We start from the raw sequence: 26982 nt of genomic DNA on the forward strand, positions 1-26982 counted from the left end.
CGGGCGGCTTCTGAGTTGCTCAGGCGTCGACGCGCTCCGCCGCGCGCGCCCGTTTGGCGAGCACGCTGATCGACAGCAGCGCCACGATCGCGAGCACGATGATGTAGCCGGAGACCGACAGCGACGAGCCGGTGGATTCCAGCAGCAGCACCATGATGAACGGCGCGAGCCCGCCGCCGACCACCGCGCTGAGCTGGTAGCCGAGCGACGCGCCGGTGTAGCGCATCTCCGGCGTGAACAGCTCCGCGAACAGCGCCGCCTGCGGGCCGTACATGATGCTGAGGAACAGGCTGGCGACGAACGAGGCGACCACGAACCACAGCAGTGACTTCGTGTCGATCAGCAGGAACATCGGGATCGCCCAGAGCAGCAGGCCGGCCGCGCCGAAGGTGTAGATCCTGATCCGGCCGATCCGGTCGGACAGGCCCGCCGCCAGCGGGATGATGGCGAGCTGGCTGCAGCTGATGATCAGGGTCGCGGTGAGCACGGTCGTGCGGGACATGCCGAGTTCGCGGGTCGCGTAGTCGAGCGTCCCGGTGAGCAGGATGTAGAACGTCGCGGTGTTGACGGCGAACGAGCCGCCCGCGAGCAGGACCGTGCCGAGGTGCTCGCGCAGGATCTCGCGCAGCGGTGACCCTTTGCGCGCGGCCGCGGCCTCGGCCGCCTTGCGGAACTCCGGCGTCTCGTCGACGCGCTTGTGGATGTACCAGGCCAGCGCGAGCACCAGCACGCCGACGATGAACGGGATCCGCCAGGCCCAGGACAGGAAGTCCGCGGGCGGCGCGACCTTCGACGCGACCAGGAACACCGTGTTCGCGAGCACGACCCCGATCGGGACGCCGAGCTGGACGAGGCTGCCGTAGAGACCGCGCTTGCCCTCCGGGGCGTACTCGGTGGCGAGCAGCATCGCGCCGCCCCACTGCGCGCCGACCGCGATGCCCTGCACCAGCCGCAGCAGCACGAGGATCAGCGGCGCGGCGATGCCGATCGACGCGTAGGTCGGCAGCAGGCCGATGGCGGTGGTCGCCACGCCCATCAGCGCGATCGCCATGACCAGCACGGGTTTGCGGCCGCGGGAGTCGCCGAGGTTGCCCGCGATGATCCCGCCCAGCGGCCTGGCCAGGAACCCGACGGCGAAGGTGGCGAACGAGGCCAGCACCCCGGCCGCGGGATTGCCTGCCGGGAAGAAGGTCTTGCCGAACACGAGCGCGGCCGCGATACCGAAGACGAAGTAGTCGTACCACTCGACCGAGGCGGCGAGTGCGGCGGCGGTGGCGGCCCGGCGGCGCTGCCGGTCCGGGGTGGTCTGCGTGGCTGCCATGGGGATCACCCTTCAACGGGTCGGAGAGTCCCGCGAAGTTAGCAACCGCTTAGTATGTGGTCAACGTCTCATCCGGGTGAATCGATACCGACTGGACGGTATCCCCGGCTCCGAATACCTCGGCCGGCTCCGGGAAGAGCTTGGTGAGCACCGGGTAGGCGATGGCGGCGGTGACCAGCGTGACGACCAGGCTGAGGTCGACGCCGCCCGCGACGCCGCGCAGCGGGCCCGCGATCATCGGCGTGTTCGCGAAGAGCAGGCCGAGCACGGTGGCGGGGATCCAGGCGGCCATGGCGCGCCAGTTGACGCCGCGGTGGAACCAGTAGCGGCCGCCCTTGCGGCCTTCGTTGAACACCTGGAGGTCTTCGACGTCGTAGAAACCGCGCCGCTGCACGAAACCGATCATCATGATCACCATCCACGGCGAGGTGCAGAGCACGATCAGCGTGGCGAAGGCGTTGATGCTGGAGACCATGTCGAGCACGAAGTTGCCGACGAAGATGAAGACCACGCTGAGCGTGCCGATCAGCAGCGTCGCCCGCACCCGCGAGAGCCGGGGGAAGATCGAGCTGAAGTCGAGTCCCGTGCCGTACAGCGCGGTCGTGCCGGTGGAGAGGCCGCCGATCAGGGACACGGCGATCAGCGGGATCGCGTACCAGAGCGGGGAAATCGCGGTGAGCCCGGCGATGTAGTCGGCCGGATCGGCGACCAGCGTCGCGGTCGCGATGCCGAAGCCGAACGGCAGCAGCGTGGCCACCTGGGCGAGGAACGGGGCGGCCAGCAGGGAGCGGGTGCTGTAGCGCGCGGGGATGTAGCGCGCCCAGTCGCCGAGGAAGGCGCCGAAGGAGATCGGGTTGGCCAGCACGGTGAGCGCGGCGAGGATGAACGTCGGCCAGAACGTGCCGAGCGCGTACGTCCCGGTGCCGCCGAAGCCGGGGTCGAACCTGCCGCCGTACGCGAAGATCCCGAGCAGCATGATCGCCGTGCCGAGCACGACCGCTATCCGGTTGACCAGCAGCATGAACCGGTAGCCGTAGATACAGACCACGAGCGTGGCGATCGCGATCAGCCCGTACGCGACGCCGCGCAGCGCGGGGCCGCCGTCGAAGCCGAACAGGCGCTGCGCGGCGCCGGCGACCGCGTCGCCGCTGACCCAGACGGAGATCGCGAAGAAGGTGATCGCCGTCAGCAGCGAAAGGAACGAACCGACGCAGCGGCCGACGACGCCGAAGTGCGCGCCGGACGACACCGCGTTGTTGGTCCGCGTCCGCGGCCCGAACAACGCCATCGGCGCGAGCACGAGCGCGCCGACCAGGACCCCGGAGACGGTCGCGGCGACGGCTGCCCAGAAGCTGAGCCCGTAGGCGATCGGCAGCGTGCCCAGGATGATGGTGGCGAAGGTGTTCGCGCCGCCGAAGGCCAGCCGGAACAGGTCACGCGGGCGCGAGGTCTGCTCCCGCGGCGGGATCGGCGCGATCCCGTGCTGCTCGACCTCGGTGATCTTGTCGCTCACCGGTACCTCCTGGGGCGGGCTGGGGGTTGGTTCGCGTCACCGTAGCTTCGGGATGCCGCTGACCGGCATGGGATGTTCCGTCCCAATCGTCGTGCTGGCGAGGACGAAATGACCCGGCTGGTCGCGGGTGAAAACCGCTGGTCAGGCCCTGTTGCCAGGCTGTTGTCCGGCATTGTCAACAGCGAAGTGCTTCCCCGGGGCCTGCGGCCTGGGCATGATCCAGCTGGCCTTGTCTCCTCCGGAAGGTGAGTCAGCCAGCATGGGGTTACGCATCCAGTTCTCGGTCGCCGATCTGACCAGGGTCACGTTCGCCGGTGGGCCGGACCCGATGTGGGAGTCGTTGCTCAGCCTGCACGTGCTCCAGAGCCCGGACACCGATCGCCGGTTCACGGGTTGGCGGTCCCGGGTGTCCGTCGGGCCGTCGGTGCGTGGCCTGTTCCGGCTGGCGCCGCCCCGGGGTTATTCGCCGGACTTCCTCACCCCCGCCCAGGCCGCGGACGGGCTCGGGCCGGGGCTGGCCGCGCTGGTCGGCACCCCGCCGGACCGGCTCCGCCGTGACCTGTCCCTGCTGTCCGGGGCCGCCGCGTGGCCGGCGTGGGCACGCTCGCTCGCCACCGGTGACCGGCACGAGCTGCGTGACCTGGCCTCGGCGCTGGCGGGCTACCACGGCCAAGCGCTCCGGCCGCACTGGTCGGTCGTCGAGCGGAGCGTGCACGACGATATCGCCGCCAGCACCGAAGTCCTGCTCACCGACGGCACCGAGGGCCTGCTCAACAGCCTGCACCCGGCACTCACCTGGCGCGGCTCGGTGCTGAGCGTCGAGGGCGACCACGTGGACGGCGAGCTGCGGCTGAACGGGCGCGGGCTGCGCCTCATCCCGTCGTACTTCTGCCACCGCAACCCGACCGTGCTCGCCGACCCCGACCTGCCGCCCGTGCTGGTCTACCCCGTCCGGCGGCGGGCGGGCGGCGCGCCGGACGCGCCGCCCAAGGCCGAGGAGCCGCTGTCCGAGCTGATCGGCGCCACCCGTGCCGAAGCGCTGCGCGCGATCGTCGGCGGGTGCACCACGACCGAGCTCGCCAGGCGGCTGGGGCTGTCCAACTCGACCGCCAGCTACCACGCCTCGATCATGCGGGCCGCCGGTCTCATCACGACCGAGCGGACCGGTGTCGCGGTGCTGCACCGGCTCACCGCGCTGGGCTCCGACATCCTCCGGCATCGGCGCCCGCAGCCGGCTCAGGAGCCGCCCGCGTAGACGGACCGGGTCAGGTCGGTGATGCGGGTGACCGACTCCCGCCATGACACGGTCGTCGGCTCCAGGGTCAGCACGGCCACGATCGTCCGGTCGTCCTGGCCGACGGTTCCGGTGGTGTGCATGGCCCGGCTGTCCAGGTCGACGTCGCCGTCGGCCAGGTCCGGTTCCGCGGCGGCCCGCCCGTAGGCGCCTTCGCACTCCTCACCAGGCCCCGGCCGGTCGCCGAACTTGGACCAACCCTGCTTGACCGCCCATGGCCTCGGCAACGCGCTCGGGATGCCGAAGGACTGGTCGAAGCCGTCCGGGCTGCACTTGGTGGTCTGACGCAGGTTGCCCATGATGAAGTCGCGGTACTTCGGGTGGGCCGTGGTCAGGAGGTACTGGTAGATCTTGACCACGTCGGCCGCGCTGATCGCCGTGTAACCCCACATGCCCGCGACGGTCGGCGGCGCGGTCTCCCGCAGGCCGAGCCTGGCCACCATGCGGTCGATGATCGCGTTCCCGCCGTCGCGGACCCAGAACACGTTGGCCCCGTTGTTGTCGCTGGACCGCAGCATCGGCTCGAGCAGGGCGCGATCGTCGGCGGGGATCGCCTGGTCCGGCCCGCGGGACTCCAGGTAGTCCAGCGCGATGAGCAGCTTCACGACCGAGGCCGACCGGAACCTCTTGTGCTCGTCGCGCCCGGAGGATGTGCCCGTCACGCGGTCGAACACCAGGTAGCCGGCGGTCATCCCGTCCGGAAGGGCACTCGGCGCGGCCGCGGCGACGCCGCCGAGCGAGGCGGCCAGCGCGGTTCCGGCCAGCAGGAAGGACAAGCTTCGAACAATATTCATGTTAATCTCCCCAGAGTTGGCTTTCCGAAGATGCCTAGCATGTGATCGGGCCGGTTCAGAAGGTTTTCAATCCTGATCGAATAGCATGGGAATTCACCGGTTAATAATTGACAGACTTTTCTCGGATCATTAACGTCGCTCCGGTCGGGAGAACATCACTGGCGAGAAAGGTGCAATCAAGAAGATGGCCGTTCGTTCCCGGAAACTGTCGTTGTTCGCGCTGACACTCACCGGTCTGAGCATGACCGGTATCGCTTTCGCCGCGCCGGCGTCGGCGAGCCTGGCGGGGGAGGACCCCTACTGCAAGGCCGGTTACATTTGCCTCTACAGTGGCGAAAGCTTCAACTCCGGCCAGCGCTGGGACTACGACCCGAACTCCGGCTACCAAGACCTGCCTGACTATCTGCACGACAACGTGAACTCGTTCAAGTCGAGGGCGAAGGGTTGCTTCATCGCCTACACGGATAATGGCAAGGAAACCCGAGTGGTGAACGACGGTGACTACCAATCGGTCTACGGCCGCGGCCGGTTCGGCTCCATCATGGACGCCGTCGCCGGAAGCTGCTGAATTTCCATGAACTGGGGAGAGGAATACCCATGCGTCGACTGAAAGTCGCCGTCCTGGCCGCGCTGGCCATGACCGCGCTGATCGCCGCCCCGGCCGGGGCGACCAAATACGTCGTCCCGAGGCCCGCGTCCGTGAAGGCGATGGCCCCGCCCGCCAAGGTCGAGGGCGTCCAGGAAGCGGCCGAGCTCAACATCCAGTACCAGGTCCAGGAGACCGGCTACTGGTGCGGCCCGGCCGCGACCCGGATCGCGCTCTCGGCGCGGACCGGCGACCTGCCGAGCCAGCAGCAGCTCGCCAACGAGCTGCCGACGACCACCAACGGCACCGACTGGATCGGCCAGGTCACCCGGGTGCTCAGCGGCCGGGTCGGCTGGTACGAGACGAAGGAGATGCCCAACGACCCGCCGACGCAGGCGCAGCGGGACCTGTTGTGGCGCGACATCGTGCTCGACATCAACAACGGCTACGCGATCGTCGCGAACATCGTCGCCCCGCCGAACAACCACCCGCCGGGCTACCCGAACGAGACGATCTACCACTACTTCACGGTGATCGGCTACGACAGCTCGAACTGGTCGGTCAAGATCGCCGACCCGGCGAACTTCGGGGGCAACCAGCTCTACTGGCTCAGCTTCGACCAGCTGGCCAGCCTGATCCCGCCGAAGGGTTACTCGGCCTGAGTCGTGCGCGTTGCGGGCGGTTCTAACCGCCCGCAACGCGCACGACCCGCTCTCTGGTGACGGAGGGTGCTGGTGCCGGTACCCTCGTCCCCTAGCCGGAGGGGGTTGGGATGATCGACCAGCGGTCGGGGCGGAATCGGCGCTACGTCAACCACGACGAGGAGATGGCGCGCTGGGCGGCCGAGCTGGACGGTCTCACCGGGATCCAGCTGGTGGTCATCGAAGGCCAGGCCGGGGTCGGGAAGTCGGCGACGGCCACCGAGTTCACCTACCGGGTCGGGGACCGGTATCCCGACGGGTGCCTGGTCGGGGATTTGAGCGGCGCGCTGGGGCAGGACGGGGCCGAATCCGAGGTGCTGTACGGCTTTCTGCTCGGACTCGACGTGCCCACGGGGGAGATCCCCGATCGCCTGGACGCCCGGCGCGTGCTGTTCCAGAAGCTGACCAGGGGGCGCAGGCTGGCGATGATCCTCGACGGCGCCACGTCCGCGAGCCAGGTTCGGACGCTGCTGCCCGGCGAAGGGGATTCGCTCGTCGTGGTGACCGAGGGGCGTTCGCTCAGCGCGCTGGTCACCGACCACGATCCGATCTCCGCGAAGCTGAGCCCGCTCACGGCCGAAGCGGCGACGGACCTGCTGGCCCGGCTGGCCGGGGCGGAGCGGGTCGAGGCCGAGCCGGATGCCGTGGCCGAGGTAGTCAGGCTGTGCTGGTACCTGCCGATCGCGTTGTGCGTGGTCGGCGCGATGATGCGGCGGAACCGGTCGCGGACGTTCGCGACCATGGTCGAGCGGCTGCGGGACGAACGCCGTCGGCTGGACACGCTCTCGGGCGGCGAGCTTTCGGTCCGTGCGGTGTTCACCGCGGCACACCGTCAACTCGGTGAAGCGGCGCAGACCGTCTACCGGGCGTTCGGGCTGCGGCCTCGGACGAGTGCCATCAGCGTGGCCGCGCTCGCGGCGGTGCTGCGGCTGCCCGAGTACGAAATCGTCGAAGCGATGGATGAACTGCTGGAAGCTCATCTCGTCGAGCCGATTTCGGAGCGCCGGTTCCGCGTTCGCGAAGCGGTCCAGCTGCACGCCGAAGATCTGGACACCCGGTCCGAACAGGATCGTGACGCCGAAGTCGGGCGGCTGCTGGACTTCTATCACCAGCGGTCGGTGGACGCCGATCACCGGCTCGCGCCTGGGCGGCCGTGGCGCCGCAAGTTCTTTCCCGAGTTACGTCCCCGCTCCACATTCGACGATGAAGCTCAGGCGCGGGAATGGTTGCGTGACGAGCGGCTGAACCTGCGTGCCGCGATCGAATTCCTCGCCGAGGTGGGCGAAGCCGACCGGGTCGCCCAGTGGTGTGTGCTCTTGTGGCCCTTCTACGAGAAGGAAAAGCAGTACGTCGACGACCTGTTCGCGGTGCATCGGCTCGGGCTGAAGGCATGCCGGTCGTCCGAGGTCGGCGTGCGCAGCCTGCTGCACACGCAACTGGCGTTCGGCCACTACTGGCTGCGAGACCTCGACGAAGCGGTGGACGCCTTCCGGACCGGCCTGGAACTGGCCAAGGAAGCACGCGACGAAGAGCTTGAGGCGACCGCGGCGGAAGGGCTCGGCCTGGCCGAGCTCGCTCGCGGCAATGTCGAGCAGGCGGGGCTGCTCTTGGCGCGCAATCTTGAGATCGCGTCGGGTATCGCCGAGGAACGGCGGCTCGCGCTCGCGCGATTCCACCTCGCGAAAGCGGAGTCGCCCGAAACCGCGCTGGACTTGCTGCGGCTGGCCGCGTCCACCTTCCGGGAGAGGAACGAGGTGGAGAACGTGGCCAAAGTCGACTTGTGGACGGGAAAGAAGCTGCTGGACAAGGGCGACACCGAGGCAGCTCGTCCCGCCTTGGAGCGTGCTCTGGTCGTCATGTCCGAGCGTGGCCGTCACTTCGACGAGGCGGAGATCCAAGACGCGCTCGGTGATCTGGCCGCGAAGGTCGGCGAACCGCAGGCCGCGCTCGCTTGCTACGAAGCGACATTGAGCTGCTACGAACGCCTCGGGTTCGCGACGCTGGCGGAACGGATCGGAGCCAAGATCAGCGCTTTGCCACGGTGACTTCCGTGTCCGTGCCGGTGTGCAGCTGCCAGGTGCCGGTCAAGGAAGCGAGGGGCGAGCCTTCGGCGATGGCCTGGTAGGCGACCGACGCGAAGAGCGCGCCGTCCCCTTGGACCTCCAGGATCGTGCCGTGCTGATCGCCGAGCAGCCAGCTCCCGGGCGACTCGGGCGCGGTGGCGAGCGCGCACCCCGGCAGGCGGCGCAGCGTGTCGGCGATCCAGTGGACGGTGTCCTCGCCCAGGCCGCCGATGAGCACGTCGGCGAGTTCCAGCCAGCGGTGCCGTGGCTCGTGCACGGTGACGGCGAGATGGCAGCCGCGCGGCGCGTCGTCGCCGGAATGCAGGCGTTCCGCGGGAAAACGGGTCAGCCGGGCGGTGCGTTCGGCGTCGAGCCGGGCGAGCACGAGGTGGGAAGCCGTCCGGGTGAGGGGGCGGGCCGGGAGCGGCAACGGCGGGATCTCGGCCTCGGACGACGGCTCGGGCAGGTTCATGAGCCGGTACATCTCGGTGCGCAGCAAGGCGGCCGCCCGGCCGGGAACGGAGGTCGCTTGCGCGGTGATCGTCCGGTACTTCCCCGGATCATGGTCCTCGATCGCCGCGGCGACCCGCTGCGGGAGGTCGGCGTCCGTGGTGAGCCGGGGAGCAGCGGACAGCAGCTGTGCGATCGGCGAGTCCGGCGCCACGGTGTGCTCGGGCGCGGCGGCGAGCAGGACCGGAAGGCCCAGCGCCGCACCATAGAACGGGACCGAGCCGTGATCGCCGACGATCAGGTCGGCCGCGACGAGAGCCGCCCGCCAATCGTCCACATCGGACAGGACGGTCACGCCGGCGCGGGCGCACGAGGCCAGCCAGTGCCGTACTTGCCAGACCGAGTGGCGGTACCAGATGTTGGGGTGCAGTGCGACCGCGACCCGGTACTCGTCGACGGGGAGCGTCTCGGCGAGTCTTCGCGGCAGCTCGAGATGGCGGCCCAGCAACGAATCCGGGCCCCAGGTGGACGAGACGACGAGCAGTTTCGCCGAGCCGGGCACGCCGAGCGCGCGCCGGTAGCTCGGGCGCAGCGGCATGGCGGCCGTGAGCTGATCGAGGCAGAGGTCTCCGGCTATCAGCGCGTGGGGAACCGCCTCGGGGCAGGCGCGTTCGAGCCGGTGCAGTTGTTCGGTGTGGGAGAGCGCCAGTGTTGACGGGATGAGCTTGCCTTCGTGCAGAAGCCACTCCGCCGACAAACCGAAAACCGTTTTCCGTTTTCCGTTTTCCGTTTTCCGGGCCAGGTATTTATTATATCCCATTCCATGGGGAATGATCAACAAAGGCGACCGCAGAAGATGCAGGTCGCCGCCGTGGCTGGCGGACACGCACAGATCGAACTCGCGCTCGAGAGCCTGGTCCCACGCGATCCGCTTGACCCCGCGCGCGTCGAGGAACTCGGTGGTCCCGTGGTCGAACGCGGACGAGCCGGTGCTGGTGAAGTCGATGCCGATCCGGTCGTCGGCGCCGAGCAGGTTCAGCGCGTCGAACAGCCGGGTCGCGGCGGTCACGTTGTGGGCGATCGCGAGCACCGACCGGCTTGCCGGACGGGTCGACCACCTGCTGGTCCGGGGTGGTGCTGGGGCGGTCGACACAAGCGATCATGATAGCCGCCGGGAACGGTCACGACCCGAGGTAGGTGGCGGCGAGCGCGGCGGCCGTCTCGGCCAGTTTCCGGCGGAGCTCGGGTGGTTCGAGCACCTCGAGTCCCGCGCCGAAGCGGAGGAAGTCGGCGAGCGCGTGCTCGGCCGACTCGATCGGCACGGTCGCGCGCACCCAGCCGTCCGCGTCCGGCGCGCTCGCGGTGTCCTCAATGGACTTCACGGCCGCCGAGTTCATCATGTCCGGCAAGCGTTCCATCGAGAACGGCGAGAGCCGGATGACGGCTTCGGCCTGGAGTCGTCGCGCGTCGAAGTCGGCCAGCGAGGACTGCCAGTATGCGGCGAGGTCGAAGTTTTCGGTCCGCTCGAAGGTTTCGCCGAGCACTTCGAGTTCGAGTATCTGCGAGACCCGGTACGTGCGCGGGCTTCCCTTGCTCGCGGCGACGAGGTACCAGCGGCCCGCCTTGAGCACGAGGCCGTATGGATCCAGGACGCGCACGACGTCTTGCGGTGCTTTCCAGCGGTGGTAGAGCACGCGCACGCGCCGCGCGTCCCAGACGGCGCCCGCGGCGGCTTCGAGATGCGGGGTGCTGTCACCGTCGTGGTACCAGTTGGGTGCGTCGAGATGGAAGCGCTCCTGCAGCCGCCCGGCGCGGGCGCGCAGCTCGGGCGGCAGGGCGGCGGTGAGTTTGAGCCTGGACGCGGCGACCGCGTTGCCGAGTCCGAGCTCGGCGGCGGGGCCGGGCAGCCCGGTGAGGAAGAGGGAATCCGCCTCCTCGGCGGTGAGGCCGGTGAGCCTGGTCCGGTAGCCGTCGAGCAGCTGGTAGCCACCGGCGTGCCCGGCGTCGCCGTAGAGCGGGATCCCGGCGGCGTGCAGCGAGTCGACGTCGCGGTAGATGGTGCGGACCGACACCTCGAGCTCGGCGGCCAGCTGACGCGCGGTCATCCGGCCACGGGCCTGGAGCAGCAGCAGCAGTGAGACCAGCCGGGACGCGCGCATAGTGCGGGTATATCACCGCCGGTCCGCGAAACTCCCGCGAAAGTGTCGGTGGGGTTCTCTAGGGTCGGTGCCATGAGAACTGGGTGGAAGACTTTAGGTGTGCTGGCCGCGGCGGCGTCGCTCGTCGCGGGGGTGGCGAGCCCGGCGGGCGCCGATGGCCGGATCGGGTGGGCGGCGAGCTGGTCGGCGTCGGTGCAGGCGCCGGTGGCGGGGCTGCTCGGGCCCAACTGGTCGGAGGCGGGCTTCGCGGACCAGTCGGTGCGGCAGGTGGTCAGGGTGTCCACCGGCGGCGCCGCGGTGCGGTTGCGGCTGTCGACGGCGTACAACAAGGCGCCGGTGCGGCTGGCCGGGGCCACGGTCGGCAAGGCGGGTGCGGGTGCCGAGGTGCAGCCCGGCACGCTGCGGCCGGTGACGTTCGGGCATGCCGCCTCGGGCGTGTTCGCGCCGGGGAAGGAATGGCTGAGTGATCCGGTGCTCCTGCCGGTGGGGCCGCTGGACCGGCTGGCGGTGACGTTCTACTTCGCCGAGCCGACCGGGCCCGCGACGTTCCATGCCTTCGCGACGGCGACGAGTTACCGGGCGGCCGGTGATCACCGGTTCGACCGAGGCGCCGGCGCGTTCGGGGAGACCACGTCGTCCTGGTACTACCTGGCCGGGGTGGACGTGCTGGGCGCCGCGCGGCCGCACAGCGTGGTGGCGTTCGGTGACTCGATCACCGACGGCGCCGGCGCGACCCAGGACGCGGACAACCGGTATCCCGACGAGCTGGCCGAGCGGCTGGCGGCGGCGCGGCGGCCGGTCGGGGTGGCCAACGCGGGCATCGGCGGCAACCGGGTGCTGAACGACTCGGCCTGCTTCGGGGAGAAGGCGACCACGCGGTTCCAGCGGGACGCGCTGGATCAGCCCGGGGTGCGGACGGTCATCGTGCTGGAGGGGATCAACGACATCCAGTCCGGTGGCGCGGACTTCGAATGCTTCCTGCCGAATCCGGTGATCACCGCGCGGCAGCTGATCGACGGCCACCGCGCGCTGATCAAGGCAGGCCATCGGGCGGGTGTCCGCATGATCGGCGCGACGCTCCTGCCGTACAAGGGCTCGATGTTCTTCACAGAGGCGGGGGAGAAGGTGCGCGACGAGGTCAACGCCTGGATCCGCACCAGCGGTGAGTACGACTCGGTCATCGACCTGGAACGTGCCACCGCCGACCCGGCCGATGCCGACAAGATCAACCCGGTCTACGACAGCGGGGACGCCCTGCATCCCAACGACGCGGGCTACCAGGCCATGGCCGCCGCCGTGGACCTCGGGCGCCTGTAAGCGGTCGTGCTCGCCGGCTCGGCTTGGGCATGGGGGTCGTGAGTGTTCCGGCCGGTTCTAACCGGCGAAAACACTCACGACCCCTCTGTGCTTTCGGTGGCCGGAGCGCTCAAGAGCCGGGATTAGGCACGCCCGGCCACGCGGCCGAGGCGGAAGCCCAGCGCCATCCGTGAGGTGGTGCCGAACCGGTCGTGCAGCTCGGACACGATCGTGCGCACCGTCCTGCTGCTCATCCCCAGCCGGTTGGCGACCTGGTGGTCCGTCGCTCCCGCCACCAGCAGGTCCGCGACCTGCGACTGCCGTCCCGAGAGGTGGACGCCGTGTCCGGGAGCGTCGCCGAGCGGCCGCGACTCCGCCCAGAGCACCTCGAAGAACTGACCGCAGGGTCCGGCCACCGGCGGGCGCAGCACGAGCGCGCCTGCGTCCAGGCTCACCTCGTCGAGCGGCACGACCGCGTGCCGGGCGTCGAAGATCAGCATGTGCCGCAGCACTCCGTCGTACACCTTGATCTCGGTCTGCCGCCCTTTTTCGTGCTGCCGCACCAGTTCCCCGGCCGCGAGCCGCGAGTCGACCACCAGCCGCCTGCGTCCCGAGCCGAGGAACATCGACTCCAGCAGCGCCGGATCGTGGGTGCCCGCCCGGCCGCCGTTGGAAAGAATTCCGCACACGACTTTGGCCGTTTCACATAATCGGTCGATACGCCCGAGCACTTCGGAACGACCTGGCAGCACCTCCACGAATTCCATGGTCCGCGGTAATTGGCCATCGGCCAGTCGGTCGTTGAGCATTGCGAAACCACCACCGGCCATTCGAATAGCTTATTTGACATCTCAGCGATCCATTCTCAATAGCGATCGGTGGATGCGCCAGGGCCGTCCGGGGGATGGGATGCCCGCAATCGGGGCTTATCCGGCGGTGGCGGCTTCGGCCGGCAAACTCTCGGTAAGCCCGTCGCCGGTCAGCTGGCTCTCGACCAGCCGCCGGTACAGCGGACAGGTGGCGGTGAGTTCGTCGTGGGTGCCCTCCGCGGCGACCCTGCCCTCGTCGAGCACCAGTATCCGGTCGGCCCGGCGTACGGTGGCCAGCCGGTGCGCGATGACCAGCAGCGCGCATTCCCGGCCTGCCCGCTCCAGCGCGGTGGTCAGCGCGTGCTCGTTGATCTGGTCGAGATGCGCGGTCGGCTCGTCGAGTAGTAGCAGCTCAGGCCGGGTCAGGAGGGCCCTGGCGATGGCGACGCGCTGCCGTTCGCCTCCGGACAGCATGTTCCCGCGTTCGCCGACCTGGGTGGCCAGCCCGTCCGGCAGGCCGCTGACGAGTTCGGTGAGGTTGACCGTCTCCAGCACGCGCGCGAGTTCTTCGGCGCCGGCGTCCGGCACCGCGTAGACGAGGTTTTCGCGGAGCGTGCCATGCAGCACCGGCACGTTCTGGTCGACCAGTGCCAGCCGGGAACGGCAGTCGGCGAGCGACATTCCGGTCAGGTCGACGCCATTCAGCATGATCGTGCCGGAAAGGGGCTGATAAAAGTGCTCGGCCAGTGAGAAAATTGTCGACTTGCCCGCACCCGATTTTCCGACCAGTGCCACGCTCGTACGTGGTTCGATCCGGAACGAAACGCCGTCCAGCACCGGCCTGTTCCCATAGGAAAACCGGACGTCGCGAAATTCCAGCACCGGCGCGCAGCGCCGTGAAAGTACCGGTGAGCGGGCCGGTGCCTCGTTTTCGACGGGCAGCAGGGACGCCTCGTGCACCCGCTGCAGCGCGCCCATGCCGCGCTGGACGAGCCCGATTCCCTGCAGCAGGGAGATGAGCGGCACCACCAGGTAGGTCGCGTACAGCAGGAACGCCACCAGCGCGCCCAGCGAGGTCGCGTCCGCGGCCACCCGCGCCCCGCCGACGAGCAGCACCAGCAGCAGCGAGCCGCGGATGGCCAGTTCGACCGCTGGCGTCATCACCGAGGTCAGCCTGGCCGCGCGCACGCCGGCGGCGAACGCCGACTCGGCCCGCTCGCCGATCCGCCTTTCCTCCCGTGCCTCGGCCCGGTTCGCGCGCACCATCCGGATCGCGCCCAGCGCGCGCTCGAGGTCCGCGGTCATCTCGCCGACGCCGCGCTGGGTCAGCTCGCCCGCCGTGCGCAGCCTGCCGAGCAGCGCGATCACCACGACGGCGGCGACCGACACGGTCGCCGCCACCATGCCGAACAGCACGGGGTCGAGCAGCAGCATCAGCACCGCCGTGCCCAGCCCGGTCAGTCCGCCCGCGACGAGCTGGACCGACGCGGTCGACACCACGTCACGCAGCACGGTGGTGTCGACGCTGAGCCGGGAGATCAGGTCGCCGAGCCGGTGGTCCTCGTACGCGGGCAGCCGCAGCCGCAGCAGCCGCGCGATCAGCCGACGGCGCACACCCAGCACCACGCGTTCCCCCGACCGCTCCAGCAGGAACAGGCCGAGCCCGTCCACCGCGGCCTGGACGAGGAAGAGGCCTGCTATCCCCGCGACGAACCACCAGGAGAGCGGCGCCGTGCCCACCGAGTCGATCCCGTGCCGGACCAGCAGCGGCTGGAGCATGCCCAGCCCCGACGCGGACACGGTGAGCGCGATGGCCAGCGTCAGCGTCCCGCGATGGCCCGCGGTCAGCCGCAGCAGGTCCCGGAAACCCGCCCGATCACTCATCGGGCCCTGGCAGGCTCGACGGCGACGAGCTTGGCGAAATACCCGGCGGGCACCCCTTCGCCGACCGGCTGCCCGTCGACCTCGACCCAGGCGTGCGCGCCGAACGGCGGCCGCACCCGGACACCGGCGCACCAGGTCGGCCAGGTCCCGCGGAGCCTGCACAGCAGCACGACGGCGAGCGACCTGGGCAGGCAGCCTTTCGGGCCGAGACAGGCGAGGCTGACCGCGAGCACCGCCTCCCGCGCGGTCTCCGCCTGCTCGTGGGTGGCAGGCCTGGCGCCGTGGCGGAGCACGCCGAAGACCTGCCGGATCCGGTGCGGCGGCAGCAGCGCGACGAGCCTGGCCAGCGCGACCGCGAGCCGCGCGGCCGCCCGGCGCGCGAACGGCACGGACCGGGGCCTGCTGAGCGCGCTCGGGGTGGTCATGACGACGTCACCAGGCCCGCCGCGCGCAGCCCGTCCAGCAGCGCGGTCACGTCCTGCTCGGCACGTTCCCGGGATACGTCGTACTCCTCGATCAGCGCGCCGGCCGCCTGCTCGGGGTCACCGCCGTCGAGCAGTGCCCGCACCACGATCCGGCCACTCGGGTTGAGCTGGAAATAGCGGCCCTTGCGCTCGTCGAGCAGCACTGACCCGTACTCGGTGTCCACAATGGACACGTTGGAGCGGAGCGCGAGGCTCATTTCTCCTCCAGAGAGAGCGATGGCTTCGAGAGCGTGCGCAGCCAGACCTCGCAGCCGATGGTGGGATACAGGATGGCGTCGCGCAGTTCCGGTGTTTCGGGCCGCGATGCCAAGGCACACAAGCGATTCCGGTCGACGAGGCCGAGCTCGGCCAGCCGCGAGCCGGTCCACAGCTCGCGCAGGTCGCCCCGGACGGCCCGCAGCCCCGCCGCGGCGTCCATCGACGCCTGTGCCTTGCTGGTCCTGGCCAGGCACTCGGCAGGCACCACGCCGCGCATGGCCTCGGTGAGCACCGGCTTGTACGCCCACGGCGTCACGCGCTCGTCCGGCCTGATCGACAGGCACGCCTCGATCACCCGGTCGTCGAGGAAGGGCGACTGGATCGGCAGCCCGGCACGCGCGCTCATCTGCTCCCACTGCCGGATGATCCGCGTGCAGGACAGGATCTGCTCCAGATCGGCGTGCTCGCCCCTGGTCGCGCCGAGCGGCTCCGCCGTCCTCGCCGCGTCCAGCAGCGCCGCGGTCGCGAGTTCCTTCGCTTCCCGCGTCGCCCAGTCGAACAACCGGGGCGGAGCACCCCAGCCCAGTGCCGTGGTGACCGACGCTGCTTTCGGCGCGCCGACCTCGGCCGCGGCGTCGGCGAGCCAGCGGTGGTACGGCCGGGAATCGGCCAGCGCGCGGGCCATGCCGCCGAGCGGCCAGGTGAACAACGCGCGGAAGCCGCGCAGCCCGCCGAGCGCGAACAGCGGACGGCGCCGCAATAGCGCGTGGTAGTGCGCCTCGGAGCACCAGGCGACGTGATCGCCGCCGATGCCGGTCAGCCGGACCCGGCTGCCCTTGGCGGCCAGCGGGGCCAAGTCGCTCAGCAGCCTGGCCCTGTCCATCATGCCGATGGTCGGCTCGTCGAGCGGATCGTCGATGCCGAGCAGGCCCGCGTAGACCAGCGGCGACGCCGACACGTCCCACACCACGTGCTCGACCTCGGGCAGGTGCGCCGCCGCGCGTGCCGCCCACGCGAGGTCGTCGTCGGCCGGGTCGAGCCCCGGCCAGGTGCTCGCGACCACCTTCGCCGGACCCCGCGCGGCGAGGAAGGTCACCGAGGTCGAGTCCAGGCCGCCGGACAGGTCGCAGGCGACCACTCCACCGGACGCCGTGCGCGCGTCCACCGCCGCGGTGAGGGCCTCCCGCACCAGCGGCGCCCCCTCGGCGAGCGAGCGTTCCGGGCGCGGGGGCCGCCACCACCGCACCGTGCGGGCGGTACGGCCGTCCGGTGAGAGCACCAGCGCGCCGCCCGGTTCGATTCCGTGCACCCCGCGCCACATCGGCTTGTGCAGCAACGGATGCGGCACCGGGAACAGCAGGCGGACGGCGAGCATCCGCTCGTCGAGTTCAGCGTCCGCCGCGTGGGCGAGGAGGTCGGCGCGATCGGCCGCGACCACCACGTCGCCGATCCTGGTGTGGTGGACCAGCCGCAGCCCCGACGCGGTGCCCTGCACCCGGCAGTGCCCGTCCACCGAAGCCACCAAGTGGAAACTGCCGGGCAATCTCGCCGCCAGCCCGTCGAGCCCCGCGACGTCACGCAGCCGCGCGGCCTCGGTGGTCAGCTCCTTTTCGGTGACCGGGCAGCAGCCGATCACCGCCAGCCTGGTCCGGCCGGCCGAGGCGACGACGATGCCGTCGTCTCGCCACCGGCCGGTCAGCCACGGCCGTCCCGACGCGTGGGCGAGCGTCCGGGACCCTGGCGCGCAGAACCGCGGGGCCACGGCGAGCGTGGCTTCGTGGTCGGGAAAGACCACGAAGTACTCCTCGCCGTGACCCAGCGTGTCACCGACTTGACGCATCCGCGTCGACGGTCAGCGCGGTCAGTTCTTGCTCAGGATCAGCCGGTCGTTGCCCGAGAAGCCGAGCAGGCCGGTGACCTCGTCGAACTCGCCGGCTTCGATCAGCATGGGGGTCTCGTATTCCTTCATGGCACTCACCTCTCGCTTGATGTCCATTCGGTCTGGGCGTGCACGCGCCGTGACCGAACGTAACAAGAGGGGTGCCGCATCCCCAGCGAACGAGGCTTCCGGAACCGGCAACTGCCACAAGCGGCAGCCGAACTGCGAGCGGGTCGTGAGTGGTATGGCCGGTTAGAACCGGCCATACCACTCACGACTGTTTACGCGGGGAGGTTGATCAGCCCGGCCAGTGCGGCGCGGTGACGGCCCGCCGTGCCGAGCGCGAGTTCGTCGCTCTTGGCGCGCTTGAGGTAGAGGTGGGCCGGGTGCTCCCACGTCATGCCGATGCCACCGTGCAGCTGGATGGCCTCCTCGGCCGCCTTCACCGCGATGGGGGAGCAGCGTGCCTGTGCGACGGCGACCGCGACGTGGACGTCCTCGCTCGCCGTGGCGAGCGAGTCGGCCGCGTAGCGGGCGGCGGCGCGGGCGTTGACCACGGCCAGGTACAGGTCCGCCAGGCGGTGCTTCAAGGCCTGGAAGGACCCGACCGGGCGGCCGAACTGGTAGCGCGTCTTGAGGTACGCCACCGTCTCGTTCAGACACCACTCGGCCACGCCGAGCTGCTCGGAGGCCAGCAACCCGGCCGCTGTGGTCAGCGCGTGCTGCACGGCCGCCTCGGCGGAACCAGGCACCAGCCGCCCTGCGGCGCCCGAAAGCTCCACAGTGGACAGACGGCGGGTCAGGTCCAGTGAGGTCAGCTGGGTGACGGACACGGCCGAAGCCTCGACGGCGTACAGCGCGGGGCCGTCGGCGCCGACCGCGGGCACCAGGATGACCTCGGCCGCCGAGGCGTCGGCGACAGTGGTGACGCGGCCGGTCAGCGTGCCGTCGGTGGCCACGGACACCGTCGACGGGAAGTCCCCGCCCGGCGCCGTCGTCAGCGGGATGGCCAGCGCGGCGATCAGGTCGCCGGAAGCCAAGCGCCCCAACAACTCCGCGACGACAGAAGACGACGTATCCGCGCCCAGCAGCGCCGAGGTCGCAAGCACCGCGCTGCCGAGGAACGGGACGGGCGCGACGCTGCGCCCGAGCTCCTCCAGCACCACAGCGACCTCGCGGGCCGACGCGCCGTGCCCGCCGAGCTCCTCGGGGATCGCGAGGCCCGCGACGCCGAGGTCGGCGGCGAGCGTGCGCCACAGCTTCAGGTCGTACGGCTCGGCCGTCTCGGTCCTGGCGAGCACCGCGGCGGGCTCGGCCTGGGCCTTGAGCAGGTCGCGGACGGAGGCGCGGAGGTCCTCTTCGACTTCGGAATACAGCAGGTCGGTCATCGGGGGAGGTCCTTCCAGGCCACGTCCTTGTCGACGCGCGGTTCCGACGGCAAGCCCAGCACGCGTTCGGCGATGATGTTGCGCAGCACCTCCGAGGTGCCGCCCTCGATGGAGTTGCCCTTCGCGCGGAGATAGCGGTAGCCGGGGCCGCGGCCCGCGAAGTCGACCTTCTCCGGACGGCGCATCGTCCAGTCGTCGTAGGTGAGGCCTTCTTCGCCCATCAGCTCGATTTCCAGCCCGGAGACGGCCTGGTTCAGCTCCGAGAACGCGAGCTTCGCGACCGAGCCCTCGGGCCCTGGCGCGCCGGCGGCGAGCTGCTGGCGCAGGCGCGTGCCCACGAGGCGCAGCGTTTCACCCTCGACCCACAGCTTGAGAAGCCGGTCGTGCAGCTCGGGCGTGCGCAGTTCGGGACGGTCGCGCCAGGTCTGCGCGACCGGCGCGATCAGCCCGCCCTCACGCGGGATCTCCATGCCGCCGATGGCGACGCGCTCGTTCATGAGCGTGGTCTGCGCGACCTTCCAGCCCTCGCCGACCTCGCCGAGCCGGTGCGCGTCGGGGATGCGCACCTCGGTCAGGTAGACCTCGTTGAACTCGGCCTCGCCGGTGATCTGGCGCAGCGGCCGCACCTCGACACCGGGCGCGTGCATGTCGCAGATGAAGTACGTCATGCCCTGGTGCTTCGGCACGTCCGGGTCGGTGCGGGTGACCAGGATGGCGAACCGGGCCGCGTGCGCGCCCGAGGTCCACACCTTCTGGCCGGTGACGACCCAGTCGTCGCCGTCGCGCACCGCGCGGGTGCCCAGTGCCGCCAGGTCCGAACCCGCGCCGGGCTCGGAGAACAGCTGGCACCAGACCTCTTCGCCGGTCCACAGTGGACGCAGGAAGCGCTCGCGCTGCTCCTGGGTGCCGAAGCGCAGCACGGTCGGCGCGGCCATGCCGAGGCCGATGCCGATGCGGCGCGGGTTGTTGTCCGGCGCGCCTGCCGCTTTCAGCTCGGCGTCCACAATGGACTGCAACGCGCGCGGCGCGTCGAGCCCGCCGAGTCCGACGGGGAAGTGGACCCAGGCCAGGCCCGCGTCGAACCGCGCGTGCAGGAACGCGGAACGCTCGGTGGTCTTCGGGTCGTGTGCCGTGAGCAGGTCGCGGACGAGCCCGCGCACCGTCTCGGCGTCGACTGCTGTCGCGGTCATCGCTTGCCTTCCGTGCGGTACTTCTTGAGTTCGCGGTGCGCCAGCGAGCGCTTGTGCACCTCGTCGGGGCCGTCGGCGATGCGCAGCATGCGCGCGCCGGACCACAGCTCGGCCAGCGGGAAGTCCTGGCTGACGCCGCCGGCGCCGTGCGCCTGGATGGCCTTGTCGAGGATCCACTCGACGGTGGCCGGGGTCGAGATCTTGATCGCCTGGATCTCGGTGTGCGCGCCCTGGTTGCCCTTGACGTCCATCAGCCACGCGGTCTTGAGCACCAGCAGGCGCTGCAGCTCGATCTTGACGCGCGCCTCGGCGATCCAGTCCTGCACCACGCCCTGCTCGGCGATCGGCTTGCCGAACGTCTCGCGCGACAAAGTCCTGCGGCACATCAGTTCCAGCGCGCGCTCGGCCATGCCGATCAGGCGCATGCAGTGGTGGATGCGGCCGGGGCCGAGCCGCGCCTGCGCGATGGCGAACCCGTCGCCCTCACCCGCGATGAGGTTCTCCGCCGGGACGCGGCAGTCCTCGAAGACGACTTCGGCGTGCCCGCCGTGGTCGCCGTCGGTGTAGCCGAACACGTGCATGCCGCGCTTGACGGTCATGCCGGGCGTGCCGCGGGGGACCAGGATCATGCTCTGCTGCTTGTGCGGCGCGGCTTCCGGGTCGGTCTTGCCCATCACGATGAAGATCTGGCAGTTCGGGTTCATCGCACCCGAGATGAACCACTTGCGGCCGTTGATGACGTACTCGTCGCCGTCCTTGCGGATGCTGGTCGCGATGTTGCGCGCGTCCGACGAGGCGACGTCCGGCTCGGTCATCGCGAAGGCGGACCGGATCTCACCTTCCAGCAACGGTTGCAGCCACTGCTTGCGCTGCTGCTCGTTGCCGAACATGGACAGCACTTCCATGTTGCCAGTGTCCGGCGCGGCGCAGTTCAGCGCGGTCGGCGCGAGACGAGGGCTCATGCCGGTGATCTCCGCGAGCGGCGCGTACTGCAGGTTCGTCAGGCCGCCACCGTGCTCACCCGGGAGGAAGAAGTTCCACAGCCCGCGTTTGCGGGCTTCGGCCTTGAGGTCCTCGGTGATCTGGACCGTGGCCCACTCGTCCGAGCGCGCGGCGAGCTGCTCCTCGAAAACGGCTTCCGCCGGATACACATGGGAATCCATGAACTCGAGGAGCTGCGCCCGCAGCTCCTCGGTCTTGGCGTCGTAGGCGAAATCCATTTACTTCTCCTCTTTGAGAATGTCGTTGCCGTGCGTCACCAGCGGGACGACGCCGGCTCCGACGCCTTCGAACCCGGCACCGACGGTCTGGCCCTTGCTGAAGCGGAAGTAGATGCCTTCCAAGATCACCGCGAGCTTGAAGAACGCGAAGCCCACGTACCAGTTGAGCGCGGAGACGTCACGGCCCGAGCGCGCCGCGTACCGGGCGACCACCTCGTCGGTGCTCGGATAGCCGGGCGCCGACGTCGCGTCGGACACGAAGTCCAGGTTGATCGCGCTGCGCTCGGCGTAGGCCACCATCAGCGCGAGGTCGGTCAGCGGGTCGCCGAGCGTGGACATCTCCCAGTCCAGCACCGCGGTGACCCGGTCACCCGCGACGAGCGCGTTGTCGAGCCGGTAGTCGCCGTGGACGATCGACGGGGTCCCCGAGACCGGGATCGCCTTCGCGAGCCGCTCGTGCAGCAGCTCGATGCCGGGCAGGTCGCGGCTGCGCGAGCCGTCGAGCTGCTTCTTCCAGCGCCGCAGCTGCCGCTCCAGGAACCCTTCCGGGCGCCCGAACTCGCCGAGCCCGACCGAAGCCGGGTCGACGGCGTGCAGGTCGACGAGCGTGTCGACCAGCGCGTCCGCGATCGCCCGCGTCCGGCCGGCGCCGAGCGCCTCGAGCTCGGCGGCCGTGCGGTACGGCGTGCCCTCGACGAACTCCATGACGTAGAACGGCGCGCCCAGCACGTCTTTGTCCTCGCACAGCAGCAACGCCTCGGGCACCGGCACGTTCGTCGGGTGCAGGCCCGAGATCACCTTGAACTCGCGCGTCATGTCGTGCGCGGTGGGCAGCACGTGCCCGAGCGGCGGGCGGCGCACCACCCAGCGCGACGACCCGTCCGTCACGATGTAGGTGAGGTTGGACTTGCCGCCCTGCACGACCTCCGCGCCGAGCTCACCCTCGGCGAGTCCCGGGCGGTGCGCGCCGAGGTACGCGCGCAGCTTGCCCAGATCCAGACCCGGCGGGTCGGTTTCGCTCATCTGCCCCTCCTAAGCCGGTACAGACCGTAGGGTACCGACTGGTCGGTATGTCGTACAGGGCGACACTAGATCGTTCGGGTTTCCGCTGGTCAGACGATCAGGCGGGCGACGGTCTCGGCCACGCACGCGGGCTTGGCCTCGCCGTCGATCTCGATCGTCCAGCGCACGACCGCCTGCTTGCCGCCGGGCACGTCGGTCAGCTCGATCAGCTCGGCGCCCGCGCGGACCTTCGAGCCGACGCGGACCGGCTGCGGGAAGCGGACCTTGTTGAGCCCGTAGTTGATGCCCATCTTCAGCCCGTCGACCGAGTAGAGGTCCTTGGCGAACATCGGGATCAGCGACAGGGTCAGGTAGCCGTGCGCGATGGTCCCGCCGAACGGGCCCGCCGCGGCCTTCTCCTGGTCCAGGTGGATCCACTGGTGGTCGTCGGTCGCGTCGGCGAACAGCTGCACCCGCTCCTGGGTGATCGTGTGCCATTCGCTGTGGCCGAGCGACTCGCCGACCATCGAGGAGAACTCTTCGATGTCAGAGAACACGCGCATGGGCTCAGTCCTTCGGTCCGCCGGCGACATAGATGACCTGGCCGGAGATGAACCCGGCGCCCTCGCTGACCAGGAACGACGCGAGGTTCGCGATGTCGTCGGGGGTCCCGACGCGCTGCACGGGGATCTGCGACGCGGCGGCGGCCTTGAAGTCCTCGAAGGTCATGCCGACGCGCTCGGCGGTCGCCGCGGTCATGTCGGTGGCGATGAACCCCGGCGCGATCGCGTTGGCGGTGACGCCGAACTTGCCCAGCTCGATCGCGAGGGTCTTGGTGAAGCCCTGCAGACCGGCCTTGGCGGCGGAGTAGTTGACCTGGCCGCGGTTGCCCAGCGCCGAGGTGCTGGACAGGTTGACGATCCGGCCCCACTTCTCGGCGGTCATGTACTTCTGGACCGCGCGGGTCATCAGGAACGAGCCGCGCAGGTGCACGTTGATGACGGAATCCCACTCGAGATCGGTCATCTTGAACAGCATCGCGTCGCGCGTGATGCCGGCGTTGTTGATCAGCACGGTCGGCGCGCCGAGCTCCTCGGCGATCTTGGTGACCGCCGCTTCGACCTGCTCGGCGTCGCTGACGTCCAGCGTGGCGGCCGCGGCCCGGCCGCCCGCGGCCTGGATGTCCTCGGCGCCCTGCTTGACCCCGGCCTCGTCGAGGTCGAGCAGCCCGACGGCGAATCCGTCGGCGGCGAGCTTTTTCGCCACCGCCGAGCCGATGCCGCGGCCGGCGCCCGTGACGATCGCGACGCGGGAGGGGGACTCGGTCACAGCGGACCTCCTCATCGTTGAGAGAATCTGTTCACCCAGTAGACATGCTGAGCGGTCGCTTAGGAAGGTACCGTCAGCTCGCCTGGCGTGACTGTGGTGTGGGTCATATCCAGCCGAATGGGCGCTATCAAGGTCCCGATCGCGAGCAGGCCGGTCAGTGCCATCAGCCGTTCGACCAGGCCGAGCGGGATGAGTGTCCACCACGGCCCGGCGCCGGTCGCGGAGTAGGCGATGGCGCCGAGGATGACCGCGAACCAGAGCAGCGCGCCGACGGCGAGCGCCTGCGAGAGCCGCCGCCTGCCGGGGGAGCGCGGGAAGACGGTCCGCGCGGCCAGCAGCACGGCGATCGGCAGGCACACGAAGGCGACGACGCTCGCAACGCGGTGGACGGTGCCGCCCGCGCTCGGGCCGACCGCCCAGTTGTGCTTCGGGAAGATGATGATCAGCAGCAGCGCGCCGACCCACAGTCCACTGAAGACGGTGGCGGCCGAACGCGAAGGCAGTCTTCGCGCCCGGATCAAACCGGCGAAACCGGCGGCCGAGGCGAGCGCTATCACGACGACCGCGGTGTCGAAAAGCCATTTGTTGGGACCGAGCGCGTACTCGCTGATGGTGCGCCGGATCGGGCTGATCGCGTTGGACGGCGGCAGCACTTGCAGTAGCAGAACGATTACCGCGCCCGCGAAAAGTCCGAGCAGGGGTAACACCGAAGCGCGTTTCGCGACTTGACGAATCATAGGTTTTCCAGGGTAGCGCCGGTGAGTGGAAGGGACTGCGACTTGTGGCGGTGGTCCCGCACCCGCTCTCCGGCTAATGTCGCCAGGCTGGCGTGCGCGAGGTCACGTCGGCCAGGTTCAAGGAGGTCAGGCTGTGGGGAAATCACCAAGACGCAGGCAGCTGGGGTTCACGGCGGCGGCCGTGTCCCTGGCGGGTCTCGTCGTCGCGCTGCCGTCGTCGACGGCGAACGCCGCGGACAACGTGGTGCGCGCCGACCGCTCGGTGACGCGGTCGTGTTTCGGCTCTGTGCTGGGCAGGAACGCCAGCGGGGCCGACCAGCGTGAAGTGACGTCCACCGTGGACGGTCTGGTCCAGGCCAGGCTGAAGCCGTCCAACGGTCCCGAGGGGGACTGGGACATCGCCGTGTTCGACAAGGCGACCGGTGCGGTGGTCGCGGCTTCCGCCGCGCTGCGCACGCACGAGCTCGCCGAGAGTTTCGTGAAGAAGGGCCAGCAGCTCGTCGTGCAGGCTTGCCGGTACTCCGGCACCGCGCGCACCGCCGTGCTGGGCATCGACTTCCTCGCGCTCACCCCGCAGGGCACGCCGACCGGCGCCCCGCCCGCGGCACAGCGCGCCGAGATGGTCCGGGTCGAGACACCGGCCAAAAAGGACAAAGACCGGCTGATCCGCACCGGGCTGGACGTCACCGAGAAGGCCGACGCCACCAGCGTCGACGTGATCCTCGCCAACGACGCCGACCGGAAGACGTTGGCGGACAACGGTTTCAAGTCGACCGTGATCGAACCCGACCTGTCGGCGAAGTCCGTCGCCAACGCGCAGTCCGACCGTGAGGCCGCCGCGAAGTCCGCGGGCTCCACGCTGCCGTCCGGGCGCACGAGCTACCGCCACCTCTACGACTACCAGTACGAGATCAAGGAACTGGCCCGCAAGAACCCGGGCCTGGTCAACGCCTTCACCCTGCCGAACCCGACGTGGGAAGGCCGGGACGTCGTCGGCATCGAGATCGCGACCGACGTCGCGAACATCACCGACGGCAAGCCGGTCGAGTTCCTGATGGGTGTGCACCACGCCCGTGAGTGGCCTGCCGGTGAGCACGCGATGGAGTGGGCGTACGAACTGATCAACGGCTACCGGAACAACAACGCCGAGATCAAGGGCCTGGTCGGCAAGACGCGCAACATCGTCGTCCCGATCGTGAACCCGGACGGCTTCGAGATCTCCCGCGAGGCCGAGCCGAAGGGTGACTTCACCCGCTTCGACTACGAGATGAAGCGCAAGAACTGCAACGTCGCCGACTCCCCGAAGGAGTTCTCGACCGGTGTCTGCAAGGCGAACCCCGGCGGCCGTGAGCGCGGCACCGACCCGAACCGCAACTACGCGGGCTTCTGGGGCGGCGCGGGTGCTTCCACGCTGTGGCGCAGTGACACCTTCCGCGGCGCGGGCCCGTTCAGCGAGCCCGAGACGCAGAACGTGCGCTCGATCGTGTCCAGCCGCCAGGTGACCAACCTGATCACGCTGCACACCTTCTCGAACCTGGTGCTGCGCGTGCCGGGCGTCGCCGACGTCCGCCCGCCGCTCGACGAGCCCGTGTACAAGGCGCTCGGTGACAAGATGGCCTCGCGCAACGGGTACAAGAGCCAGCCGTCGTGGGCGCTGTACGACACCACCGGCAGCACCGAGGACTGGTCCTACTTCGCCACCGGCGGTTTCGGCTTCACCTTCGAGATCGGCAACGTCGAGTTCCACCCGCCGTTCCAGCAGGGTGTCGTCGCCGAGTACACCGGTGTCGCGCCCGCGGCGGGCGCGGGCAAGGGCGGTAACCGCCAGGCGTTCGTGGACATGCTGTCCAACGCGGCCGACCCGTCGGCGCACTCGACGCTGATCGGTTCGGCGCCGAAGGGCTACGAGCTCAAGCTGCACAAGACGTTCCAGACGCCGACCTCGCCGATCGTCCAGCCGGACGGTTCGACGAAGCCGCCGATCTACGTCAAGGACACGCTCGACTCGAAGTTCACCTCCACCGGTGGCCGCTTCGCGTGGGCCGTCAACCCGTCGACCCGCCCGTACGTGGCAGGCCGCTACGGCCGCGACCCGCAGGGCCCGGCGCAGACCGGTTTCGCGGTCACCAACCCGGCCGGTGTCCCGCCGATCAACACGGACTACCCGAATGACCCCAACGTGGAAAGCTTCAACTTCCACGTGGACGGGCTGCCCAAGGTGGACAACGGCAAGTTCTCGGTCAACGTCAACTGGGCGAGCCCGGACACCGACTGGGACCTGTACGTCTACGACGCGGCGGGCAACCTGGTGAGCTCGTCGGCCAACGGCGGCACCACCTCGGAGCACGCGGTCCTGTTCGACCCGCCCGCGGGTGACTACAAGGCCGTGCTGGTCAACTACGCGCAGGCCGACCCGGCCAAGACGGACGACTGGACCGGCGACGTCTCGTTCGCCTCACCGGTCCCGCCGACCTACGGGCCGAAGGAGGCGTACCAGCTCACCTGCACGTCGCGCAGCGGCAAGCTCGTGGGTATCGCCGACGTCTACGTCGACCGCGGCCAGACGGTCGATGTCGGCGAGGTCTGCACCCGCTCGGCCCGCGTGAGCAAGGAGCGCGGCATCCGCTAGCCGGACCGGGATAAAGCGGGCTTTACTCCGCGGGATAAAGCCCGCTTTATCTCGG

At 69.8% G+C, this 26982-nt stretch carries 24 protein-coding genes; 6 read left to right on the forward strand and 18 right to left on the reverse strand.

Annotation, left to right across the window (positions count from 1 at the left end):
• Positions 1-19 precede the first annotated feature (19 nt).
• On the reverse strand, positions 20-1321 hold the full coding sequence (locus BLV57_RS25270) for an MFS transporter (protein WP_091292704.1): 1302 nt from the start codon (positions 1319-1321) through the stop codon (positions 20-22).
• Positions 1322-1370: 49 nt separating this feature from the next.
• Positions 1371-2834 carry a purine-cytosine permease family protein gene (locus BLV57_RS25275; protein WP_091292706.1) on the reverse strand — a complete coding sequence of 488 codons (1464 nt, stop codon included), beginning with the start codon at positions 2832-2834 and terminating at the stop codon, positions 1371-1373.
• Positions 2835-3093: 259 nt separating this feature from the next.
• Between BLV57_RS25275 and BLV57_RS25280 the strand changes: the two genes are divergently transcribed.
• Positions 3094-4089, forward strand: a complete 996-nt coding sequence (locus BLV57_RS25280) for an ArsR/SmtB family transcription factor (RefSeq protein ID WP_176968800.1) — start codon at positions 3094-3096, stop codon at positions 4087-4089.
• Here the strand turns inward: BLV57_RS25280 and BLV57_RS25285 are convergent.
• On the reverse strand, positions 4071-4922 hold the full coding sequence (locus tag BLV57_RS25285; RefSeq protein WP_245757510.1) for a class A beta-lactamase-related serine hydrolase: 852 nt from the start codon (positions 4920-4922) through the stop codon (positions 4071-4073). The two genes, BLV57_RS25280 and BLV57_RS25285, sit on opposite strands and share 19 nt — an antisense overlap.
• Positions 4923-5106: 184 nt before the next feature.
• On the opposite strand from BLV57_RS25285, the gene BLV57_RS25290 reads away from it, so the two are divergent.
• The 3 genes from BLV57_RS25290 (at position 5107) to BLV57_RS25300 (ending at position 8254) form a co-directional block, all read left to right on the forward strand.
• Entirely contained in the window at positions 5107-5490 is a 384-nt protein-coding gene (locus BLV57_RS25290) for a hypothetical protein (RefSeq protein WP_091292709.1), read from the forward strand.
• A 29-nt stretch (positions 5491-5519) separates the two neighbouring features.
• The gene (locus BLV57_RS25295; RefSeq protein WP_091292711.1) at positions 5520-6170 is read left to right on the forward strand and encodes a C39 family peptidase; all 651 of its coding nucleotides are present in this window, start codon (positions 5520-5522) and stop codon (positions 6168-6170) included.
• 110 nt (positions 6171-6280) lie between these two features.
• Complete coding sequence (locus tag BLV57_RS25300; RefSeq protein ID WP_091292713.1) at positions 6281-8254, forward strand: NB-ARC domain-containing protein; 1974 nt, start codon at positions 6281-6283, stop codon at positions 8252-8254.
• On the opposite strand, the gene BLV57_RS25305 is transcribed toward BLV57_RS25300, so the two are convergent.
• On the reverse strand, positions 8235-9812 hold the full coding sequence (locus BLV57_RS25305) for a hypothetical protein (RefSeq protein WP_091292715.1): 1578 nt from the start codon (positions 9810-9812) through the stop codon (positions 8235-8237). The genes BLV57_RS25300 and BLV57_RS25305 overlap by 20 nt on opposite strands.
• A 91-nt stretch (positions 9813-9903) precedes the next feature.
• Positions 9904-10881: a helix-turn-helix transcriptional regulator gene (locus BLV57_RS25310; RefSeq protein ID WP_091292717.1), complete on the reverse strand. Its 978-nt coding sequence runs from the start codon at positions 10879-10881 to the stop codon at positions 9904-9906.
• A 72-nt stretch (positions 10882-10953) separates the two neighbouring features.
• Here BLV57_RS25310 and BLV57_RS25315 point away from each other — a divergent pair, with 72 nt between their 5' ends.
• Positions 10954-12198, forward strand: coding sequence for an SGNH/GDSL hydrolase family protein (locus BLV57_RS25315; RefSeq protein ID WP_091292719.1), 1245 nt, complete (start codon positions 10954-10956; stop codon positions 12196-12198).
• Positions 12199-12320: 122 nt separating this feature from the next.
• On the opposite strand, the gene BLV57_RS25320 is transcribed toward BLV57_RS25315, so the two are convergent.
• The 13 genes from BLV57_RS25320 to BLV57_RS25375 form a co-directional block, all read right to left on the reverse strand.
• Positions 12321-12986 (reverse strand): helix-turn-helix transcriptional regulator, encoded by a 666-nt coding sequence (locus BLV57_RS25320; protein ID WP_176968801.1) that lies wholly within the window; start codon positions 12984-12986, stop codon positions 12321-12323.
• Positions 12987-13103: 117 nt separating this feature from the next.
• Positions 13104-14870, reverse strand: coding sequence for an ABC transporter ATP-binding protein (locus BLV57_RS25325; protein WP_091292723.1), 1767 nt, complete (start codon positions 14868-14870; stop codon positions 13104-13106).
• A complete protein-coding gene (locus BLV57_RS25330; RefSeq protein ID WP_091292725.1) occupies positions 14867-15295 on the reverse strand; it encodes a lasso peptide biosynthesis B2 protein in 429 nt (142 codons plus the stop codon). Before BLV57_RS25330 ends, BLV57_RS25325 begins: the two co-directional genes overlap by 4 nt.
• On the reverse strand, positions 15292-15552 hold the full coding sequence (locus BLV57_RS25335; protein ID WP_091292727.1) for a lasso peptide biosynthesis PqqD family chaperone: 261 nt from the start codon (positions 15550-15552) through the stop codon (positions 15292-15294). The genes BLV57_RS25330 and BLV57_RS25335 overlap by 4 nt, the downstream gene beginning before the upstream one ends.
• Positions 15549-17393 (reverse strand): lasso peptide isopeptide bond-forming cyclase, encoded by a 1845-nt coding sequence (locus BLV57_RS25340; protein WP_091292729.1) that lies wholly within the window; start codon positions 17391-17393, stop codon positions 15549-15551. Before BLV57_RS25340 ends, BLV57_RS25335 begins: the two co-directional genes overlap by 4 nt.
• Positions 17394-17414: 21 nt before the next feature.
• Complete coding sequence (locus BLV57_RS42965; protein WP_143047146.1) at positions 17415-17522, reverse strand: keywimysin-related RiPP; 108 nt, start codon at positions 17520-17522, stop codon at positions 17415-17417.
• A 191-nt stretch (positions 17523-17713) separates the two neighbouring features.
• Complete coding sequence (locus tag BLV57_RS25345; RefSeq protein WP_091292731.1) at positions 17714-18820, reverse strand: acyl-CoA dehydrogenase family protein; 1107 nt, start codon at positions 18818-18820, stop codon at positions 17714-17716.
• Positions 18817-20010, reverse strand: a complete 1194-nt coding sequence (locus BLV57_RS25350) for an acyl-CoA dehydrogenase family protein (protein ID WP_091292732.1) — start codon at positions 20008-20010, stop codon at positions 18817-18819. Before BLV57_RS25350 ends, BLV57_RS25345 begins: the two co-directional genes overlap by 4 nt.
• A complete protein-coding gene (locus BLV57_RS25355; RefSeq protein WP_091292734.1) occupies positions 20007-21230 on the reverse strand; it encodes an acyl-CoA dehydrogenase family protein in 1224 nt (407 codons plus the stop codon). The genes BLV57_RS25350 and BLV57_RS25355 overlap by 4 nt, the downstream gene beginning before the upstream one ends.
• Complete coding sequence (locus BLV57_RS25360) at positions 21231-22253, reverse strand: phosphotransferase family protein (RefSeq protein ID WP_091292736.1); 1023 nt, start codon at positions 22251-22253, stop codon at positions 21231-21233.
• A gap of 89 nt (positions 22254-22342) precedes the next feature.
• A complete protein-coding gene (locus BLV57_RS25365) occupies positions 22343-22795 on the reverse strand; it encodes a MaoC family dehydratase (protein WP_091292737.1) in 453 nt (150 codons plus the stop codon).
• Positions 22796-22799: 4 nt separating this feature from the next.
• A complete protein-coding gene (gene fabG / locus BLV57_RS25370; RefSeq protein ID WP_091292739.1) occupies positions 22800-23561 on the reverse strand; it encodes a 3-oxoacyl-ACP reductase FabG in 762 nt (253 codons plus the stop codon).
• A gap of 59 nt (positions 23562-23620) precedes the next feature.
• The gene (locus tag BLV57_RS25375) at positions 23621-24298 is read right to left on the reverse strand and encodes a DUF998 domain-containing protein (protein WP_091292741.1); all 678 of its coding nucleotides are present in this window, start codon (positions 24296-24298) and stop codon (positions 23621-23623) included.
• A 133-nt stretch (positions 24299-24431) separates the two neighbouring features.
• On the opposite strand from BLV57_RS25375, the gene BLV57_RS25380 reads away from it, so the two are divergent.
• A complete protein-coding gene (locus BLV57_RS25380) occupies positions 24432-26927 on the forward strand; it encodes a M14 family zinc carboxypeptidase (protein ID WP_245757511.1) in 2496 nt (831 codons plus the stop codon).
• The last annotated feature ends 55 nt before the right edge of the window (positions 26928-26982 follow it).

The organism is Amycolatopsis xylanica (assembly GCF_900107045.1).
GTDB classification, from domain to species: Bacteria; Actinomycetota; Actinomycetes; order Mycobacteriales; family Pseudonocardiaceae; genus Amycolatopsis; species Amycolatopsis xylanica.

Excerpts from the sequence above, each read along its gene's own strand:
- BLV57_RS25270 (WP_091292704.1), bottom strand. The coding sequence starts at position 1,321 with ATGGCAGCCACGCAGACCACCCCGGACCGGCAGCGCCGCCGGGCCGCC.
- BLV57_RS25280 (WP_176968800.1), top strand. The coding sequence starts at position 3,094 with ATGGGGTTACGCATCCAGTTCTCGGTCGCCGATCTGACCAGGGTCACG.
- BLV57_RS25285 (WP_245757510.1), bottom strand. The coding sequence starts at position 4,922 with ATGAATATTGTTCGAAGCTTGTCCTTCCTGCTGGCCGGAACCGCGCTG.
- BLV57_RS25290 (WP_091292709.1), top strand. The coding sequence starts at position 5,107 with ATGGCCGTTCGTTCCCGGAAACTGTCGTTGTTCGCGCTGACACTCACC.
- BLV57_RS25295 (WP_091292711.1), top strand. The coding sequence starts at position 5,520 with ATGCGTCGACTGAAAGTCGCCGTCCTGGCCGCGCTGGCCATGACCGCG.
- BLV57_RS25300 (WP_091292713.1), top strand. The coding sequence starts at position 6,281 with ATGATCGACCAGCGGTCGGGGCGGAATCGGCGCTACGTCAACCACGAC.
- BLV57_RS25310 (WP_091292717.1), bottom strand. The coding sequence starts at position 10,881 with ATGCGCGCGTCCCGGCTGGTCTCACTGCTGCTGCTGCTCCAGGCCCGT.
- BLV57_RS25315 (WP_091292719.1), top strand. The coding sequence starts at position 10,954 with ATGAGAACTGGGTGGAAGACTTTAGGTGTGCTGGCCGCGGCGGCGTCG.
- BLV57_RS25320 (WP_176968801.1), bottom strand. The coding sequence starts at position 12,986 with ATGCTCAACGACCGACTGGCCGATGGCCAATTACCGCGGACCATGGAA.
- BLV57_RS25325 (WP_091292723.1), bottom strand. The coding sequence starts at position 14,870 with ATGAGTGATCGGGCGGGTTTCCGGGACCTGCTGCGGCTGACCGCGGGC.
- BLV57_RS25330 (WP_091292725.1), bottom strand. The coding sequence starts at position 15,295 with ATGACCACCCCGAGCGCGCTCAGCAGGCCCCGGTCCGTGCCGTTCGCG.
- BLV57_RS25335 (WP_091292727.1), bottom strand. The coding sequence starts at position 15,552 with ATGAGCCTCGCGCTCCGCTCCAACGTGTCCATTGTGGACACCGAGTAC.
- BLV57_RS25340 (WP_091292729.1), bottom strand. The coding sequence starts at position 17,393 with ATGCGTCAAGTCGGTGACACGCTGGGTCACGGCGAGGAGTACTTCGTG.
- BLV57_RS42965 (WP_143047146.1), bottom strand. The coding sequence starts at position 17,522 with ATGAAGGAATACGAGACCCCCATGCTGATCGAAGCCGGCGAGTTCGAC.
- BLV57_RS25345 (WP_091292731.1), bottom strand. The coding sequence starts at position 18,820 with ATGACCGACCTGCTGTATTCCGAAGTCGAAGAGGACCTCCGCGCCTCC.
- BLV57_RS25350 (WP_091292732.1), bottom strand. The coding sequence starts at position 20,010 with ATGACCGCGACAGCAGTCGACGCCGAGACGGTGCGCGGGCTCGTCCGC.
- BLV57_RS25355 (WP_091292734.1), bottom strand. The coding sequence starts at position 21,230 with ATGGATTTCGCCTACGACGCCAAGACCGAGGAGCTGCGGGCGCAGCTC.
- BLV57_RS25360 (WP_091292736.1), bottom strand. The coding sequence starts at position 22,253 with ATGAGCGAAACCGACCCGCCGGGTCTGGATCTGGGCAAGCTGCGCGCG.
- BLV57_RS25365 (WP_091292737.1), bottom strand. The coding sequence starts at position 22,795 with ATGCGCGTGTTCTCTGACATCGAAGAGTTCTCCTCGATGGTCGGCGAG.
- BLV57_RS25375 (WP_091292741.1), bottom strand. The coding sequence starts at position 24,298 with ATGATTCGTCAAGTCGCGAAACGCGCTTCGGTGTTACCCCTGCTCGGA.